The sequence below is a fragment of the Oryzibacter oryziterrae genome (genome assembly GCF_021864535.1).
Classification (GTDB): domain Bacteria; phylum Pseudomonadota; class Alphaproteobacteria; order Rhizobiales; family Pleomorphomonadaceae; genus Pleomorphomonas; species Pleomorphomonas oryziterrae.
In genome coordinates this window covers 12,660-30,284 of the sequence record NZ_JAKJIC010000011.1, presented here as the reverse complement: position 1 = coordinate 30,284, position 17,625 = coordinate 12,660, and the positions used below count along the sequence as shown (strand labels likewise).

Below are 17,625 nucleotides of genomic sequence, written 5' to 3'. Positions count from 1 at the left end.
ACTCCTGACCCTGAGGCGGCACGGCAATGGCACCCAACGACCGTCCCCCGACCGAACTCGACCGGCGCTTCATGGCGGCCGCCATCGAGCTGGGACGCCGCAACAACGGCCTCGCCCGCCCCAATCCGTCGGTCGGTGCCATCGTTGTTCGCAAGGAAGCCCATGGCTTCGAAGTCATCTCCCGCGCCGTCACGGCACCCGGTGGCCGCCCGCATGCGGAAGCGCAGGCGCTCGCGCTGGCGGGCGCCCGCGCCAAGGGCGCCACGCTCTACGTCACTCTGGAGCCCTGTTCGCACCATGGCGTAACGCCGCCCTGCTGCGAGGCGATCGCCCGCGCCGGCATTGCCCACGTGGTCGCCGCCCTTGACGATCCGGATCCTCGCGTTGCCGGCAAGGGCTACGACTATCTGCGCCGCCAGGGCATCGCCGTCACCACGGGCGTGCTTCAGCGCGAGGCCGCCTTGTTGCACGCCGGGCATGTCTCGCGCGTCACCCGCGATCGGCCGCACGTCAATCTGAAGCTCGCCGCCTCTGCTGACGGCTTTATCGGCCGGGAAGGCGAGGGGCAGATCGCCATCACGGGTCCGCGTGCCAAGGCCTTCGCCCTGGGTCTGCGTGTCGAGCACGATGCCATCATGGTCGGCATCGGCACGGTCCTCGCCGATGATCCCGCCCTCACCAATCGCCTCGCCGGGTGCGAACGGCGCAACCCTGTTCGCGTGATCCTCGACGCCGACGCCCGCACGCCGCTCACCGCCAAGGTGGTGGCTGCCGCCTCGAGCTCGCCGACCTGGCTCTTTGCCGCGCCAGATGCGCCGGAAGACCGGATGAAGGCGCTGGCACACAAGGGCGTGTTGATCGAAGTCGCCGAACGCGACGCCTCGGGTCGTCTCGACCTGCAGGACGTCCTGTTCCAGCTTGGTCGTCTCGGCATCACTTCGGTCATCTCGGAAGGCGGAGCCCGGGTCGCCCGCGCCTTGCTGGAAGCCGATCTCGTCGATGAAGTGAACCTGGTGCGCTCCGATCTCGTTCTGGGCGCGCGTGGTGTCCCGGCGCTTGCCGGTCTGCCGATCGCGTCATTGGCTCAGGACGAGCGATTCACGCTGATCGAGCGCCGCCGGCTTGGCGAGGATCGCCTGATGCGTCTTTTCCGCCGCTCGGCCTTGCCGAAGGGATGATCAAAGGCGGCTTGCAATGCGCAGTCCGCCCCAGTGCCGCCCCTGAATGACGAGCGGCACGTCCACTTCCTTCATCATCACGATCACGCCGTTGCCCATGTCGCGCGGATAGTTCTGCACCAGGAAGGGGCGCGTGTTGCGCGCCGCCAGGAGCCCGGCGCGATCGTCGAAGATGCGCTTGTTGCGGGCGTTGGCCGCGTTCCAGATCGGATCGTTCGGCCGCTGCGGCTGGGCGAACTTGGCGTTGTGCACCGGCAGATAGCCATTGAGGTCGAGCGCGACGCAGAAGGCGAGATTGGTGTTGCCGCTGACGACACGATCCTGGATGGGGGCCAGCACGCGCTCCAAGGCGGGCAGGGCACGCGTCGTATACTGTTGCGGGTTGGTGCCGGTAATCGGACGATAGTCCGTATCGAACAGGTCGTTCAGGCTGAGCCGACCCGCGCCGATCTCGCTTTCCAGCGCCGAGACCATGGCCCTGGCCGTGTCCTGGCCAAGCGTGATGTGCAGCGCCGCGTCCGCCTTCAGCTTTTCGAGCCGCGCTTCCAGCGCCTTCGCCACGGTGGGTTCTTCGCCCTCAAAGGCAAGATGAAGGCCGAGGGCGCTGCTGCCGGCCACGCGCACCGGCAGCGTACCGATCCCGTCGAGCCGCAGATCACCGCGCCCGCCGCTCGGCTTGCGGTCCGCCTCACAACGAACCAGCGCGCCGCCGCGGCTGATATCCGCCGTCCGTACGGACAGTGATTGGCCGCCGACACGCAACTCGCCGGCGATCTCCACCGGCCAGCGATCATGTCGCCGGCGGTCCGCCCCTTCATTCTGCCGCAACACCGTCAGCATGCGGCCGGAAGCTTCCGTCACGGTCCGATCCATTGCAACCGTGGCGGTCTCCGCGCTCTTGGCTGCGTCCACCGCCGCCTGCGCGGCGGCACTGATTTCTTGTGCCGCAGTGGTCACATCTTCGCTCAGGCGTACCGTTGCGACTGCAGCCTCGTTGATCGTATCGACGGTAGACGCCTGTTCGGCCACCGCAGCGCCAACGCCCTTCAGCACCGGCTGCAGATCCTCGATCCAGTGAATGATCTCCTGCACGGCCCCCACTGCGGCAGCGTTGCGTTCGCGCAGGGCAGCAATGGTCGCGCCGATCCGGTCGGTCGCCTTGCGCGTTTCGACTGAAAGCGCCTTCACCTCGCCGGCCACAACGGCAAAGCCGCGGCCAGCTTCACCGGCCCGAGCAGCTTCAATGGTGGCGTTGAGGGCCAGAAGATTGGTCTGTCCGGCGATGCCGGCGATCAGTTCCACCACCGTCTCGATCTCGGAGATCGCCTGCGCCAGCGCCGCCATCTGGGCGCCGGCATTGCCGGCTCCCTTTTCGGCGTCGCTCAGAATGCCGATCGAGCGATGGGCGCGTTCGTTGATGTCCCTGTTGACGACCACTACGCGCTCCAGCGCCGTCGCCACGTTATGCATGCTCTCGTCGGCGCGCGCCGTCTGTCCGATCAGGCGCTCGGTTCCGGCGCTGATTCCGGCGATCAGTTCACGGCTGGCGCTGACCGCACGCCGCATGTCGACGCCGGATGCCGCAACCTGCTGTCCCATGCGGCGCAGGTCCATTTCCACCATGGAGACGATCGGTTCGACGGAGGCATGTTTGGGCCCGTCCAAGGCCTCGCCATCAGGCGCAGCCTCCACTGCGGCGGGCAACATCTCCTTGGCAACACGCTCCGACCGGAATCTTGCAAACATCGCCTGTACCCGAAATTTCACGTTGGTACATAGTCGGGTTGCATGGTTACCAATCTCTGAAGAATGGCGAAAAACCGGTCAAAACTGCCCGAAAAAATCCGGGTTTTCCATGCGGTGTTTGCTCCTATTTGAAGCGCCCGAGCGAGAAGGGCTCCAGAATCGGGTTGCTGTTGCCGCTTGCGAGCAGGTCCAGCAGGTGGAAGGCCGTGATGGGGCCGAGTGTTAGCCCCAGATGCTGGTGTCCAAAGGCATAGAACAGGTTGTCCACCCCGTCCGCCTTGCCGATGGCCGGCAGATAATCGGGCAAGGTCGGGCGCGAGCCATACCAGCGCCGGAAGGGCGGTCGCAGCGGCAATCCGAGTTCGGCCACATGCTGTTCCAATCGCTCCCAGCGGCGCGTCACAGGCGGCGCGTCATGGCGCGACAGCTCGACAAAGCTCGACGCCCGAACGCCACCGGCAAAGCGCGTGACGATCATCGATCGTTCCTCGAATACCAGCGGCGGCTGGCTTTCAGGCCAGTCGTGGCTCTCGGCCTGAATGTGGTAGCCGCGCTCGGCAATGATCGGCGCCTTGATCCCGAGCGGCTTCAGGAGCGCCGCGCTCTCGACACCGGCCGCAACCAGGATCTGCCGCCCCTGCAGGCGCGTTCCGCCACAGGTCACCGCGACGGCCTGTCCTGCCTCCACATCGATCTTGGACACGCTATCGGCGATGATCCGCCCGCCGGCTTCCAGAAAGGCATCCTTCACCGCCGTCAACACGGCGCCCGGATCCAGCACTTGCCCTGTCTTGCCGAAAGTGACGCCACCGGCGGGCCGCGCATGCAGCAGTGAGGCAGCCCGATCAAGCTCAGCCGTGTCGGACGGGCGACAGGTTGCCGTGCCAATGTCGGCGGCGAACCAGTGATCGGCGCCCCGCCGTGCCGCCTCGGCGCCGTGCCACACCACCATATGCCCACCTTCGATCAGGAGATCCGGGCGGTTCAAATCGGTCACCAGATGTCGCCAGGCGGGCAGGGCGTCCTTCAGCAGCGCCTTCAAGGCCGCCTTGCCCGCTGCAAAGCTGGCAGGCCGCGAGGCCAGCATCAGGCGAAGACCGAAGGGCAGCCACGTCGCGATCTCCTGCGGCGGCAGCGCCAGTGCGCCGCCAGCCAGCGTCAGGCGTCTTGGCACGGACGCCAGCGCGGCCGGCGAGGCCAGTGGCTCCACCTGTTCGGTGGCAATATGGCCGGCATTGCCCCACGACGCCGGCGGACGCTCGCGGGCTGGGTCGATCAGGAGCGTCTGAACATTCGCCTTCTGCAGCGCCAGCGCCGCAGTCAGGCCGACGATGCCCCCACCGACGACGAGCGTCTGATCTCTCTCCACTTGACCGACTCCAATTCATTTTCGTATATCGTATACGATTATAGAAACCCCTTAGCGAGGCTCAGTCAATGCCCACCTCCTGGAAAGGCGTATTTCCCGCCGCCACTACGCAATTTGCCGAGGATCTGTCGATCGATCTCAAGGCCACCCAGGCCGGCTATGACGCCTTGGTGCGCGACGGCGTCGACGGTCTGATCGTGCTCGGCACCTGCGGCGAGAACAACTCGCTCGATCCCGACGAGAAGCGCACCGTCCTGAAGGCGGTCGTCGAGGTGGTCGACAAGCGCGTGCCGGTCATCACCGGCGTGTCCGAATTCGACACCCGCCGCGCGGTCGCCTATGCACGCGCCGCCGAAGCCGCGGGCATCGACGGCCTGATGCTGCTGCCGGCCATGGTCTATGTGCCCAAGACGGAAGAGCTGATCGCCCATTTCCGCGCTGTCGCCGAGGCGGTTAGCCTGCCGATCATGCTCTACAACAACCCGCCGGCCTATCGCGTCAACATCGGCAAGGAAGTGCTCGATGCGCTGGCCGACGTGCCGAACATCGTCGCCGTCAAGGAAAGCGCCCCGGACTCGCGCCGCTTCACCGACCTCATCAACGCCTTCGGCAGCCGCTACGAGATCTTCGCCGGTCTCGACGACGTCGCCCTCGAAGGTCTGATGCTCGGCGCCAAGGGCTGGGTCTCCGGTCTCACCTCCGCCTTCCCGCACGAGTCCGTCGAGCTGGTGGCCGCCGCCGCCCGTGGCGACTGGATGCGTGCCCGCGAGATCTATCGCTGGTTCATGCCGCTGCTGCATCTCGACGCCGAGCATGATCTGGTGCAGACCATCAAGCTGGCCGAACAGATCATGGGCCGTGGCTCCGAGCGCGTGCGCATGCCGCGCATGATCCTGTCCGGCGCCCGCCGCGCCGAGATCATCGCCATGGTGGAACAGGCCGCAGCCACCCGTCCCGTCGGCCCCAAGAAGATTTGAGGTTCATGATGCGCCACACCTTCTTCTGCATCGACGGGCATACGGCCGGCAATCCGGTGCGGCTGGTGGCCGGTGGCGCACCGCTCCTCAAGGGCGCCAACATGTCGGAGCGCCGCCAGGATTTCCTGGAGCGCTTCGACTGGATCCGCACCGGCCTCTGCTTCGAGCCGCGCGGCCATGACATGATGTCCGGCGGCTTCCTCTATCCGCCGACCCGCGAGGATGCCGATTGCGGCATCCTCTTCATCGAAACGTCCGGCTGCCTGCCCATGTGCGGCCACGGCACCATCGGCATGATCACCTTCGGCCTCGAACATGGCCTGATCACGCCCCGCACGCCCGGCAAGCTGCGCGTCGAGGTGCCCGCCGGCGTCATCGACATCGACTATGGCGCCGAGGGCGACAAGGTCACCTTCGTCAAGATCACCAACGTCCCCGCCTTTGTCGCCGTCACGGGCGTGGAGATCGAGGTGCCCGGCTTCGGCCCGCTCACGGTCGACGTCTCCTATGGCGGCAACTTCTACGCCATCATCGAGCCGCAGGGCCCCTACACCGGCCTCGACGACCTCGGCGCTTCCCGGATCATCGAGCTGTCCAACGTCGTGCGTCGCCTGATGCGCGAGAAGGTCGAGCCGGTCCATCCGCTGAACCCCACCATCCGCGGCGTCAGCCACGTGCTCTGGGCCGACAAGCCCAAGGGCAACGGCGCCCACGGTCGCAACGCCGTGTTCTACGGCGACAAGGCCATCGACCGTTCCCCCTGTGGCACCGGCACCTCCTCGCGCCTCGCCCATCTCGCCGCCAAGGGCCTGCTCAAACCCGGCGAAGCCTTCGTGCACGAGAGCTACATCGGCAGCCGCTTCATCGGCCGTGTCGAGGCGATCACCGAGGTGGCCGGCAAGCCCGCCATCATCCCGTCCATCCAGGGGTCGGCCATCGCCACCGGTTTCAACACCATCTGGATCGATCGCGCCGACGACTTCTGGAAGGGCTTCCAGGTCGTCTGAGGGATCACAAATGCTGCAGAAGTCGAACCTGGCCGATCAGATAGCCGCCATCCTGCAGGAGCGCATCGTTGCCGGCGACATCCCCGCCGACTCCGCGCTCAAGCAGGATGCGCTGGCGGCCGAGTTCGGCGTCAGCAAGATCCCCTTGCGCGAAGCCTTCGCCAAGCTGCAGCAGAACGGCCTCGTCACCTCGCAGGCCAATCGCGGCTTCTTCGTCCGGCCGCTCTCGTCAGCCGAGGCCTTCGACGTCTTTGACCTGCGCCTGCGCATCGAACCCGACGCGGCCGCCCGCGGCGCCGAACGGGCCGATGCGGCCGCTCTCGAAGCCACGCGCCGCGCTTTCGAGGCGCTGCACAACGCCGTCGCCGTGCGCTCGTCGCGCGTCGGCGCCTTCAACCGCGCCTTCCACATGGCGCTGATCCAGCCCGCCGGAGCTCCGGTGACGCTGGAGATGATCGAGCGATTGCATGTGATTGGCGAGCGCTACGTGGTGCGCCACCTCAGGCCCGAAGGCCGCACCGAGAGGGCGCAGGCCGAACACGCGGCCCTCTACAGCGCCTGGAAGGATCGCGACGCCGCCAGGGTTCGCGATCTCGGTGAACGGCACATCGCCGCCACGCTGGCCGATCTCCGCGCCGAACTCGACGCGGAGTGATTCACCCTCAGTTCGCGCCGTCCCGCGCCGCCGCCACGGCCGCCTGAACCGCGCCATGCAGACCCGCTTCGCGGCCGAGCGCGCTCACCTCGACCCGCACGGGGAAGGGCAGCAGCTTGGCGAGATTGGCCTTGAGCAGATCGGCAAATTCCTGCCGCGCGCCAATGCTGCCCGCCAGCACCACCACGTCCGGATCGATCAGCGCGACAACGCTCGCCAGGCCGAGCGCACCCGTGCGCGCCACCTGCTCGATCACCGCCTGTGCCTTCGCTTCGCCCTTGGTCGCCCGCTCGAAGATTTCGAACACGCTGGTGCCGTCATCGCTATAGGCGCCGCGGAAGCCGGGCGATCCCACGGCCAGCTCATAGAGCCCGGCCTTGGTCCGCTCCTCGTCCGCATAGGCGTCCCCACCGAGCGGCAAATAGGCGATCTCGCCCGTCCGCCCGCCGACGCCGCGCACCATCTTGCCACCGATCACGAGGCCCATGCCCGCGCCGGTGCCGAAGGAAATCAGCGCCAGCGCGCCGGTGCCGCGGCCATGACCGAGCACGGCCTCGCCGAAGGCGGCAACATTCACGTCATTTTCCACATTCACCCGGCAGCCGAGCCGCTCGCCCAGCACCACCGCCAGCGGACGCGTCGGGTCCAGCTCCAGGTTCGGCGACAGCGAAGCGAGACCCGTCACCGGGTCCACGGCCGCCGGCACGCCGATGGTCACCTGCGCCAGCCGTGACCGTTCCACGCCTGCCGTTTGGCAAAGTTCGGCGACGATCTCTTCGATCTGCCCCAGCACCGGCGCGCCCTTGCCATGGCGGGTCGGCTGCTCGACATTCGCCAGCATCTGGCCATCGAGACCGGCAAGGCCGGCCATCAGCTTGGTACCACCAAGATCAATGCCGATGGCGACGGGGCCGGATGAGGCAGCTTCATGGGGCGCAGAGGCGGCGGAGGGCGTGAGGGCGTGTGACAGTTTTCGGTCCAACGAATGCTGAAATGAGGATGTGCAGGCTTACCGGCACAGCGACGATCCGGTCAAGCCGGATGCTACCTAGTCCACGGGGTTCATTGCGTTTCGTTGCGTAAAGCGGTGAGCGCCGCGATCGATGGCGGGTTTTCACGCGCCTCGGCAAAGTCTCTCGCGCTCGGCACGTCGTCCATCGAGCCGCCGTTCAGCTCCACCAGGATGTAATAGGCGATCTGCACCATGTCCTCGGGGCTCGGCGACAATTGTGCCGGCATCGGCTGATTGCCGTAGGGCGAAGTTCCGCTCAAGAACGTGCCGCTCATGCCCGCCGCCATCACACCGGTGAGATAGGCCCCGGCCTTGCCCCCGAGCCTCGACCACAGATCGGTTCCGGCGATCGGCGGCGCTGACGTCGTCCCCACGCCGCCCGGACCGTGGCAAGCGCCACAGGTCGCCTCATACAGCGTCTCCCCCTGTCCGGCCAGGGCGTCGCCACTGGCCACCACGAGGCAGAACGCCACCATTGCCATCGGAAGCTTCAAGCGCATGCGCATGTCGAAAAACGATTCGCCCTCAGGCGCTCAGTAGAAGGTGTCATCCCGCTTCGCCAGCAGCATCACGGCAAAGCCCATCTGCACGCTGGAGAAGGTCAGCCCCATGGAAAAGGTCAGCACCACCGTCGCCAGCACCCCCGACGAGGAAGAGCCGATCAACGTCGCGATTCCCCCGATATCAAAGGCCAGCAGCAGCCCGACGAAGGTGATCGCCAGCCCGAAGCCGATCAAGGCGTGGCGGAACAGAAATCGCACGAGCTTGGGCAGGGGCTTGGACGGCATGGGCATGTTTTCCTGGTGTGGCCGGGCCAAAGGCGGCCAACACCACGCATGTTAACCCACACCGCCGGCATTTTGAATCATAAATGCCCGACCTCTGCCCTCAACTTAAGCAGACAGCCCCGCAATGTCCGTCACGATGGGCCGGAAAACCGCCGCATCTTCCTCGATCGGGCTGAAGCGAGCCAGCGGCTCGGCAAAGATATTGTCAGTCCGGTCGTCATTGACCGACGATACTTCCCCGGCCACCACGTCGCCGCCTTCGCCCCAGAAGGAGTGATAGGTGGTCGGAAACAGCGTGATCGACTCACCCGGGTTGAGCTTCACCACGCTGCCCGGCGCCAGTTCCCGGACCATCCCGTCGAGATGGGCGACGACAGGCAGGCTCTTCGACAGCGACCCATCTGGAGCTGCCGTATAGAGGCGGATCGCCAGCGTTGCGCCGTCGGTGAGGGCCGCACGGTTGATGATGTCCTCCACCTTGGTGCCATGCCGGTGCATCGGTGTGACCTGATCCCTGCGCGCGATCATGATCTTTTCGGCATAGGGGCGGTTGCCGAAGCCGCCGGCGATCTTGCCGTTGCGCACGGTGAACAGCAGCAGCCCCTTGGTGCCAAACCGTCCCTCGGCGAAATCGGTGACATCCCAGCCCAGTCCCGTCTCGATCATGTCCCTGGCGGGCGCGCGCTGCGCCTTCCAGTCTTCGAGGCTCCATTTGGCAAAGCCGGGCAGGGCAAAACCCACCTTGGCGAAATCCGCTTCCGCCCTGATGATGGCGTCGTTGATCTCGGAGCGCTTCATGAACCTTTCCTCGCAATGGCAGTGACGTGGGCGAGAGATAGCAGATCGGCCATGAATGGTCCCTAGCAATGTTTGCGTAAGCGCAGGTGCCCCCCGCGCGACCGTGGCCAACGCCTTCCCCGTGTCTTTCCTCTTCCGTGAGGCGCGAAAGTGGGTTATCCCCCCATAAGTCAGTCCTCACTTACTTGAGCCCGAGAGAGCCTTCGATGAACATGGCCGTCCGCACACCCGATCCCAAGAAGATGATCAAAGGCGCCACCGGCGACTGGGAAATCGTCATTGGCATGGAAGTGCACGCGCAAGTCACGTCCAAGTCCAAGCTGTTCTCGGGTGCTTCGGCGGAATACGGCGGCGCGCCCAATGCCCATGTGTCGCTGGTCGATGCGGCCATGCCCGGCATGCTGCCCGTGATCAACGAGGAATGCGTGGCGCAGGCCGTGCGCACCGGCCTCGGCCTCAAGGCCGAGATCAACCATTATTCGATCTTCGACCGGAAGAACTATTTCTACCCGGACCTGCCGCAGGGCTACCAGATCAGCCAGTACAAGCAGCCGATCGTCGGTGAGGGCAAGGTCATCCTCGACATGCCTGAGGGTGTGGTGGAAGTCGGTATCGAGCGCCTGCATCTTGAACAGGACGCCGGCAAGTCGATCCACGACCAGCACCCCACCATGTCCTTCGTCGACCTGAACCGCTCGGGTGTGGCGCTGATGGAGATCGTCTCCAAGCCCGACCTGCGCTCGTCCGACGAGGCCAAGGCCTATCTCTCCAAGCTCAGGACCATCCTGCGCTATCTCGGCACCTGTGACGGCAACATGGAAGAGGGCTCCATGCGCGCCGACATCAACGTGTCCGTGCGCAAGCCCGGCGCGCCGCTCGGCACGCGTTGCGAGATCAAGAACGTCAACTCCATGCGCTTCGCCGGTCAGGCCATCGAATATGAAGCGCGCCGGCAGATCGCCATCCTCGAAGACGGCGGCAAGATCGATCAGGAAACCCGCCTCTACGACGCCGCCAAGGGCGAGACGCGCTCCATGCGGTCCAAGGAAGAAGCGCATGACTATCGCTACTTCCCCGATCCGGACCTGCTGCCGCTCGAACTCGATCCCGCCTGGGTCGAGGGTCTGAAGGCGCATCTGCCCGAACTGCCGGACGAGAAGAAGGCGCGCTTCATCGCCGAATATGGCGTCACCCCCTATGACGCCATGGTGCTGACGCTGGAGAAGATCTCCGCCGACTATTTCGAAGCGGTCGCCAAGGGCCGCGACGGCAAGGCCGTAGCCAACTTCATGATCAACGAGCTGTTCGGCCGTCTCAACAAGGACGGCAAGAGCATTGAAAACTCTCCCGTTTCGCCCGATCAGCTTGGCGCCATCGTCGACCTGATCCGCGACGGCACTATCTCCGGCAAGATCGCCAAGGATCTGTTCGAGATCGTCTACACCGAAGGCGGCGATCCCAAGGACCTGGTCGAGAGCCGCGGCATGAAGCAGGTCACCGACACCGGCGCCATCGAAAAGGCCGTCGCCGACGTCATCGCCGCCAACCCCGACAAGGCCGAGCAGGCCCGCCTCAAGCCCACGCTCGCCGGCTGGTTCGTCGGCCAGGTCATGAAGGCCACCGGTGGCAAGGCCAACCCGCAGGCCGTCAACGACCTGGTCAAGGCCAAGCTCGGCGTCGAGTGAGAATGACCTGCCTGTAGTTCCGGACGCCGCTACAAGGGCGTCCCCGAGAGCTGCGGGCAGAGCTTGGCGCGTCGAATGCCGCTCAGGGCATTGGATGTGAGGAATGAGTCTGTTTTTCAGGCTCATTCTCTCTTGCCTTGGGCTATGCCACGGCCTTCTGGCTGGATTCCAGCTGATAGAGGACCGCCCTCTTTGGACGGGTGGAGCCTTCGCTGATTTCAAAGTGCGGCACTATCGCTGCCCCAACATGTCCGCTGACAAGCTGACGTACCAGCGCAATCGGGTGGTCGGGTTGTGCCGTGCCAAAATTGCACTCGATTTTCCTGATCGCTGCCTTAGTGTGGAGTTTCCGGTTTCGGCCCAGTCAGGCGATCTCCACGGCTATCAGCTGTCCTTCTGGCAATCAGACTGAGCTAACCGCTACTGTCGTCAAAATCCTTGATTTCCGTATCCTATGGGATACAATATCCATGATCGAAGTCCGTCAAACTGCCCAATATGTCAAGTGGTTTGCAGGCCTGAAAGACGCGCGGGCGCAGGCGCGGGTGAACGTTCGCATTCGCCGACTTTCCCTTGGCAACATGGGTGATGTGAAGTCGGTCGGCTCAGGTGTCCACGAGCTCCGCATCGACTACGGGCCGGGTTATCGCGTCTACTTCACCTATCGTGGGGTGGAGATCGTGCTGCTTCTGTGCGGCGGAGACAAGTCTTCGCAAGATGCCGACATTCGCCGCGCGCAACGCTTGGCGTCCGAACTTGAGGAGAGCGGGTGATGACGATAGAGATCACCAAATGGGACGCCGCCGACCATCTTGATAGTGATGAGAAGGTTGCGCTTTACCTTGAGGCTGCCTTCGAGGATGGCGATCCGGCCGTGATTGCCGCGGCCATAGGCGACGTGGCGCGGGCGCGAGGCATGGCTCAGGTGGCCAAGGACGCCGGGCTATCGCGGGAAAGCCTCTACAAGGCTTTGAGCGAAGCCGGAAATCCGGCCTTTGCAACGATCATGAAGGTCACCAAGGCTCTCGGCTTCACGATGACCATTGCTGCGCATCGGTCCTGAAACGCAAAAGCTTCTGCTCCTTTCCAGTCGATCTCTGCCGTCTTCATCCCCCGTTAACCCTGTTCCTTAAGCGGCCATTATCCGCATCATCGTTAATCTGATCCTGCTGGGGAAAGGGTGCTTCGGTGCCCGTTCACATGTTTTCAGTCCCCCTGGCGCGGGTTGGCAATGGATATCGCGACGCTTCTCGGTGTGTTCGGCGGCTTCGGCGTTCTCTACATGGCCGTTGTGCTAGAAGGTTCGAACATCATGATGTTCATGAACCTTCTGGCGACCAACGTCGTGATCGTGGGCGCGCTTGTGGCCGTACTGGGTCGCTATACGTTGAAGACCTTCCCCGCAGCGGTATTTGGCGGCTTCAAGGAGGCCGTCATGTACAAGACCCACGACACCTTGCATCTGCTCGAACAGCTGACCGAGATCGCCGAAGTGGCCCGCAAGCAGGGCCCGCTCGGGCTCGAAAAGCTTGAGATCGACGAGCCCTTCCTCAAGAAGGCCATCCAGATGATCGCCGACGGCTATTCGGCCGAAACGATCCAGCATGTTCTCGAACGCGAGCGCGATCTGCAATACGAACGCCTGCACATGGGCCACACCGCCTGGGCCAAGATGTCGGAAGCCGCGCCGGGCATGGGCATGGTAGGCACCATCATCGGTCTCGTCTCGCTGTTCGCCCACATGTCCGATCCCAAGCAGATCGGTCCCGCCATGTCCATCGCGCTGCTGACCACGCTCTATGGCGCCGTCATCGCCAACGTCATGGCCTCGCCAATCTCCGACAAGCTGGGCAACCGCGCCAATCATGAGGCGGAGATCCAGTCGATGATCATCGACGCGGTGATCCTGATCCGCGAAAACAAGAGTCCCAAGCAGGTGCACGAAGAATTGCTGTCCTACCTGCCGCTCAAGCATCGCGCGAAGGCCGAAGCCAGCAAGGAAGCGGCTTGATCGGTTTGCTCTCCAGGGCACGTGCTGAAGGAATGCGTTCATGAGCGGCAAGAAGAAAGGCGGAGGCGGAGGCGGACATGGCGGCGCGCCATGGGTCATCACCTTTGCCGACCTCATGAGTCTGCTCATGGCCCTGTTCGTGATGATCGTGTCCTTCTCCAGCCAGGACGAGCAGAAGCTGCACGAGGCCGCCGGCTCCATGCGCGACGCTTTCGGCTACCAGTCGGTCCAGCGTCCCGCCGGCATGATCGAGCAGGGCGGTCTGCCGGAACGCAAGTTCCTGCGCGACGTCCAGCCCCTCAGCCTCGCCGACACCGTCGAGTTTGCCTCCCATTCCAACGACGCCTTCGAGAACCAGGGGCCGGAAGTGGATACCAACCGCTTCGAGAAGTCAGCCGAGAACAAGCCGCGTGAGTTCCTCACCGCCGCCGAGTCCCTGCGCCAGTCGCTGCAGGACCTGCCCGACTTCGCCGAACTCTCCAAGCAGATCATCCTGCAGAACGAGAAGGACGGCCTGCACATCTCCATCATCGATCAGGACGGCCGGCCCATGTTTGCCTCGCAATCGCGCCAGCCGACCGATCGCATGAAGATCCTGCTGTCGCGCATCGCGCCTGTGATCCAGCAGATGCCCGGCCGCCTGCAGATCATCGGCCACACCGAATCCACCGGCGACATGGCCATTCCCGGCGGTGCTGCCTGGTCGCTGTCGGCCGAGCGTGCCCTCAGTGTCGCCGAGATCATGGGCAACTATGGCCTCGGCGCAGGTTCGCTCGCCCAGGTGATCGGCGTCGCCGACAAGGAGCCGCTGTTCCCCGACGATCCCTTCCTCTCCGGCAATCGCCGCGTCGAGCTGGTCCTGCTCAAGGAGGCCCCGCCGATGCCGGGCGCCAGCCTGTTCTGATCCGCCAGATCCCCCTCTGCATCACCATCTGGTGATCGGCGGTCATCTTTTCCTAAGCGCCCGTTGCCCCTATGTTGGCGGTCCAATCCACGCCAAATCGAGGTAACGGCATGGCCCATACTCAGACCGCCCCGATCGATCTCTATTACTGGCCCACTCCCAATGGCTGGAAGATCTCCATCCTGCTGGAAGAGCTCGGCATTCCCTACAATCTGCATTTCATCAACATCAGCAAGGGCGAGCAGTTCGAGCCGGCCTTCCTCAAGATCTCGCCCAACAACAAGATGCCGGCCATCGTCGATCCCGAAGGTCCGGACGGCAAGCCGATCTCCGTCTTCGAGTCCGGCGCCATCCTGCAGTATCTCGGCCGCAAGTTCGGCAAGTTCTATCCCGCCGACGAGCGCGCCCGCGTCGAGGTCGACCAGTGGCTGATGTGGCAGATGGGCGGCTTCGGCCCGATGCTCGGGCAGAATCACCACTTCAACATCTACGCGCCCGAGAAGATCCCCTACGCCATGAAGCGCTACACCGACGAGACACACCGTCTCTACGGCGTGCTGAACAAGCAGCTCGAAGGGCGTGACTATGTGGCCGGCGACTATTCCATCGCCGACATCGCCATCGTCGGCTGGGCCAAGCTCTGGGACCGCCAGAAGATGGACATCGAGGAGTTTCCCAACGTCAAGGCCTGGCTCGCCCGTGTGCTGGCCCGTCCGGCTGTCGCCAAGGGCATCGCCATTGCCGCGCCGGTCCCGCCGACCAATCTGGCCGACGACAAGGAAGCGCAGAAGGTTCTCTTCAACCAGCGCGCCCGCTGATCTCCCCGCTTTCCGACCTTCCCGATCCCTCGCGACCCCGTCGCGGGGGATTTTTCATTGGCCGGCCGGATTCTAGGTAGTTCTCCGTCCAGAAGAAAATCTCGTCTCTGATTCCATGGTGAAGCTTTCGTTTAAAAAATCCGGCGCTTCGTGAGTCATCGAATCCTGCTTGTTGCCGGCTTTCCGCGGAATCGATGGTTTATATTGATTCACGGTAACCCATGATTCAGTTTTGATTCTGCTCTTGTTAAGTCTGCTATTTAAGACGCTTTTTAATCAAATGCCGCAACATGATCTCAACTTCGGAACACGAAGTAACGAGGCAAAAGACCTCAAATATAAAACAGGGAAATAGATCATGGCTCGTCTTGAACTGAACTCCGTAGATCATCTTGCTGAAGGGGCTAGCGCCTCGGGCGATATCCTCTTCCAGCTTGGCGTCATGTATGCCGTCGGCCGCGACGTGGAGCGCAACTATGTTGAAGCCCACAAGTGGTTCAACATCGCCGCGCTGCGCGGTTCCAAGGATGCGGTCCGCTATCGCCGCGAACTCGCCGAGGAAATGTCCTCTTCCGAAGTGGCGCTGGCTCAGCGCGAAGCCCGCGAGTGGATTTCGATCCATTGATGGAACGCGACGAGACCCCAATCGTCCGCCCGTCCTGCATCTCCAAACCGTCTCCCCGAAAACGGTGGCCTCTCGCGAGCGCCGCCGTTTTTGTTGTTGGGCAGCGCGGGTAAGGCGGGACTCCGGCTTTTCAGTATGCTATGGGCGGCAAAATCCCCGTGCCGAAGGACAAGCTCATGGACAAGTCGTTCATCGCCTCGCAGACCGCCCGCATGATGCTGGAAGTCAAGGCGATCCAGTTCAATCCCGACAAGCCCTTCATCTTCACCAACGGCTGGGCCAGCCCGGTCTATGTGGATTGCCGCAAGCTCATCTCTTTCCCGCGCCTGCGCAAGCGGATGATGGGCTTTGCCGCCGAGATGATCCTGTCGGAAGTGGGCGCCGAGTCCCTCGACGCCGTGGCTGGCGGCGAGACCGCGGGCATCCCCTTCGCCGCCTGGATTTCCGATCGCCTCGAACTGCCCATGCTCTACGTGCGCAAGAAGCCCAAGGGCTTTGGCCGCAACGCGCAGATCGAGGGCGATGTGAAGGAAGGCCAGCGCGTCATCCTGGTCGAGGACCTGACCTCCGACGGCAAGTCCAAGCTCGTCTTCACCAAGGCCCTGCGCGACGCCGGCTGTGAAGTGGCCCACACCTTCGTGGTCTTCCACTACGGCATCTTCAAGTCGTCCACCGAGGCGCTCGCCGCCGAAGGCATCAAGCTGCACGCCCTGGCCACCTGGTGGGACATCCTGGCCGAGGCCAAGGCGTCCAACGCCTTCTCGAGCGAAATGCTGGCTGAGGTGGAGAAGTTCCTGCACGCTCCGGCCGAATGGTCGGCAGCCCACGGCGGTCGCGCCTCCTTCGAGGCGTGAAGCTTCCGCTCAGGCGCCCCGTTGCCCGAACCGCGTCCGCCTGTCGGCGGATGCGGTCGATGCCATGCTGACCCGTTGCACGGCAACGGGCTCTGACGGCGCGATACGAGGCCTCTCCGCGATCCGCAATCGATCGGCCGGATTCGGGGCCTTGCTGGCTTTGGGCAGCGACAGCGTCCAGGCTTCCTTGGTGAAAAGCTCCTTGCCGAAGACAACGAGCAGCGTCAGCACCAGCAGGAAGCCGCCGGAACCCAGTCGATTGCCGATCTCGTTGTAGAAGGGCGCAACGCCTATGCGCCCGTTCGAGGTCGATTTGACCAGCGACAGCGCCTTGGGATCCTGCTTCGTACCGAACACGGCATAGTCGAGCGTGAACGTCTCGCCTGGTCGCTCGCTGCGGCTATAGGCAATGTTGCAATAGGTCACCATCCAGCGGGACCAGCACTCGGCCTTGACGATCTCCGCATCATAGGCCGGTACGGCACTGCCGAAGAACGTGTCCAGCAGCACCGACGGCCCGATGAACACGAACCACATCAGTGTGGCCACAGGAAGCATGATCCGGGTGACGAGGCCCAATCGCATCTTGCCAGTCTCTCTTGCAACAAGCTGCAAAGAGTTTCGCACATCCCATCAGCGGTTGTCGCGTTCTAGGCCTTCTGTTGGTGTCTGTTTGGTTAAGGCATGGGGCGGCTGGCGAGCGCGTCTGGCTTCTGAAGCCTTCTTCCGCAAGTCAAATCGCCCCACGCGCCGATCCTATCCCACGCGCTTGCCGTCAGCGTCCACCATCAGCTCGCCGTCTTCCTTGGCAAACGGCCCGGGCGGCAGTCGGTCGAGGAGGTCGAGCACCGTCTCGCTCGGGCGGCAGAGCTTCACGCCCTTGGCCGTCGCCACGATCGGGCGGTTGACCAGCACCGGATGCTTGAGCATCGCCTCGAGGATTGCCGCGTCGCTCACCGCCGGGTCGGTGAGGCCGAGTTCGGCGGCTGGCGACTTGCTCGTCCGCAAGGCATCGCGCGGTGTCAGGCCGGCGGCGGCGAACAGCGCGAGCAGCTGAGGCCGCGTCCAGCCCTCGCTCAGGTAATCGATGACGGTGGGCGCATAGCCCGCCGCCTCGATCACCTTCAGCACGTTGCGCGAGGTGCCGCAGGCGGGATTGTGGAAGATGACGACGTCGGTCACGGCAGTCATGGGATAT

At 64.1% G+C, this 17,625-nt stretch carries 21 protein-coding genes; 13 read left to right on the top strand and 8 right to left on the bottom strand.

What is annotated here, in order from left to right; genetic code table 11:
- The first annotated feature begins 26 nt into the window (after positions 1–26).
- Complete coding sequence (gene ribD / locus L2I41_RS12905) at positions 27–1,178, top strand: bifunctional diaminohydroxyphosphoribosylaminopyrimidine deaminase/5-amino-6-(5-phosphoribosylamino)uracil reductase RibD (protein ID WP_237153983.1); 1,152 nt, start codon at positions 27–29, stop codon at positions 1,176–1,178.
- On the opposite strand, the gene L2I41_RS12900 is transcribed toward ribD, so the two are convergent.
- Positions 1,179–2,924, bottom strand: a complete 1,746-nt coding sequence (locus L2I41_RS12900; protein WP_237153982.1) for a methyl-accepting chemotaxis protein — start codon at positions 2,922–2,924, stop codon at positions 1,179–1,181.
- A 124-nt stretch (positions 2,925–3,048) separates the two neighbouring features.
- Positions 3,049–4,293, bottom strand: a complete 1,245-nt coding sequence (locus L2I41_RS12895) for an NAD(P)/FAD-dependent oxidoreductase (RefSeq protein ID WP_237153981.1) — start codon at positions 4,291–4,293, stop codon at positions 3,049–3,051.
- Between the two features lie 68 nt (positions 4,294–4,361).
- On the opposite strand from L2I41_RS12895, the gene L2I41_RS12890 reads away from it, so the two are divergent.
- From L2I41_RS12890 to L2I41_RS12880, 3 genes are read left to right on the top strand one after another with little or no spacing between them, the layout of a single operon-like run.
- The gene (locus L2I41_RS12890) at positions 4,362–5,270 is read left to right on the top strand and encodes a dihydrodipicolinate synthase family protein (protein ID WP_237153980.1); all 909 of its coding nucleotides are present in this window, start codon (positions 4,362–4,364) and stop codon (positions 5,268–5,270) included.
- A 5-nt stretch (positions 5,271–5,275) separates the two neighbouring features.
- Positions 5,276–6,277, top strand: coding sequence for a 4-hydroxyproline epimerase (locus tag L2I41_RS12885; protein WP_237153979.1), 1,002 nt, complete (start codon positions 5,276–5,278; stop codon positions 6,275–6,277).
- Between the two features lie 10 nt (positions 6,278–6,287).
- Positions 6,288–6,932, top strand: a complete 645-nt coding sequence (locus tag L2I41_RS12880) for a GntR family transcriptional regulator (protein WP_237153978.1) — start codon at positions 6,288–6,290, stop codon at positions 6,930–6,932.
- Between the two features lie 7 nt (positions 6,933–6,939).
- Here the strand turns inward: L2I41_RS12880 and L2I41_RS12875 are convergent, their stop codons facing one another.
- The 4 genes from L2I41_RS12875 to L2I41_RS12860 all read right to left on the bottom strand — a co-directional run bounded on the left by L2I41_RS12875 (position 6,940) and on the right by L2I41_RS12860 (position 9,530).
- Positions 6,940–7,914: an ROK family protein gene (locus L2I41_RS12875; RefSeq protein ID WP_237153977.1), complete on the bottom strand. Its 975-nt coding sequence runs from the start codon at positions 7,912–7,914 to the stop codon at positions 6,940–6,942.
- A gap of 80 nt (positions 7,915–7,994) precedes the next feature.
- Positions 7,995–8,444 (bottom strand): c-type cytochrome, encoded by a 450-nt coding sequence (locus L2I41_RS12870; RefSeq protein ID WP_237153976.1) that lies wholly within the window; start codon positions 8,442–8,444, stop codon positions 7,995–7,997.
- 33 nt (positions 8,445–8,477) lie between these two features.
- Positions 8,478–8,732, bottom strand: coding sequence for a hypothetical protein (locus L2I41_RS12865; RefSeq protein WP_237153975.1), 255 nt, complete (start codon positions 8,730–8,732; stop codon positions 8,478–8,480).
- Positions 8,733–8,837: 105 nt separating this feature from the next.
- Entirely contained in the window at positions 8,838–9,530 is a 693-nt protein-coding gene (locus tag L2I41_RS12860; protein WP_237153974.1) for a D-lyxose/D-mannose family sugar isomerase, read from the bottom strand.
- A gap of 206 nt (positions 9,531–9,736) precedes the next feature.
- On the opposite strand from L2I41_RS12860, the gene gatB reads away from it, so the two are divergent.
- From gatB to L2I41_RS12815, 9 genes are all read left to right on the top strand, one after another.
- Positions 9,737–11,215: an Asp-tRNA(Asn)/Glu-tRNA(Gln) amidotransferase subunit GatB gene (gatB, locus tag L2I41_RS12855; RefSeq protein ID WP_390634189.1), complete on the top strand. Its 1,479-nt coding sequence runs from the start codon at positions 9,737–9,739 to the stop codon at positions 11,213–11,215.
- 103 nt (positions 11,216–11,318) lie between these two features.
- Positions 11,319–11,627 carry a hypothetical protein gene (locus L2I41_RS12850; RefSeq protein ID WP_237153973.1) on the top strand — a complete coding sequence of 103 codons (309 nt, stop codon included), beginning with the start codon at positions 11,319–11,321 and terminating at the stop codon, positions 11,625–11,627.
- Positions 11,628–11,685: 58 nt separating this feature from the next.
- On the top strand, positions 11,686–11,988 hold the full coding sequence (locus tag L2I41_RS12845) for a type II toxin-antitoxin system RelE/ParE family toxin (protein WP_237153972.1): 303 nt from the start codon (positions 11,686–11,688) through the stop codon (positions 11,986–11,988).
- Positions 11,988–12,278, top strand: a complete 291-nt coding sequence (locus tag L2I41_RS12840; RefSeq protein WP_237153971.1) for an addiction module antidote protein — start codon at positions 11,988–11,990, stop codon at positions 12,276–12,278. The genes L2I41_RS12845 and L2I41_RS12840 overlap by 1 nt, the downstream gene beginning before the upstream one ends.
- Positions 12,279–12,446: 168 nt before the next feature.
- The gene (locus L2I41_RS12835) at positions 12,447–13,226 is read left to right on the top strand and encodes a motility protein A (RefSeq protein WP_237153970.1); all 780 of its coding nucleotides are present in this window, start codon (positions 12,447–12,449) and stop codon (positions 13,224–13,226) included.
- 40 nt (positions 13,227–13,266) lie between these two features.
- Positions 13,267–14,130, top strand: coding sequence for an OmpA/MotB family protein (locus L2I41_RS12830; RefSeq protein WP_237153969.1), 864 nt, complete (start codon positions 13,267–13,269; stop codon positions 14,128–14,130).
- Positions 14,131–14,240: 110 nt separating this feature from the next.
- Positions 14,241–14,948: a glutathione S-transferase family protein gene (locus L2I41_RS12825; protein ID WP_237153968.1), complete on the top strand. Its 708-nt coding sequence runs from the start codon at positions 14,241–14,243 to the stop codon at positions 14,946–14,948.
- Between the two features lie 358 nt (positions 14,949–15,306).
- Complete coding sequence (locus tag L2I41_RS12820; protein ID WP_237153967.1) at positions 15,307–15,573, top strand: SEL1-like repeat protein; 267 nt, start codon at positions 15,307–15,309, stop codon at positions 15,571–15,573.
- 176 nt (positions 15,574–15,749) lie between these two features.
- On the top strand, positions 15,750–16,427 hold the full coding sequence (locus L2I41_RS12815) for an orotate phosphoribosyltransferase (RefSeq protein ID WP_237153966.1): 678 nt from the start codon (positions 15,750–15,752) through the stop codon (positions 16,425–16,427).
- Positions 16,428–16,436: 9 nt separating this feature from the next.
- Here L2I41_RS12815 and L2I41_RS12810 read toward each other — a convergent pair whose 3' ends face one another.
- Both L2I41_RS12810 and arsC read right to left on the bottom strand, forming a co-directional pair.
- Positions 16,437–17,006 carry a hypothetical protein gene (locus L2I41_RS12810; protein WP_237153965.1) on the bottom strand — a complete coding sequence of 190 codons (570 nt, stop codon included), beginning with the start codon at positions 17,004–17,006 and terminating at the stop codon, positions 16,437–16,439.
- A gap of 177 nt (positions 17,007–17,183) precedes the next feature.
- Positions 17,184–17,618: an arsenate reductase (glutaredoxin) gene (arsC, locus tag L2I41_RS12805; RefSeq protein WP_237153964.1), complete on the bottom strand. Its 435-nt coding sequence runs from the start codon at positions 17,616–17,618 to the stop codon at positions 17,184–17,186.
- Positions 17,619–17,625: the final 7 nt, after the last annotated feature.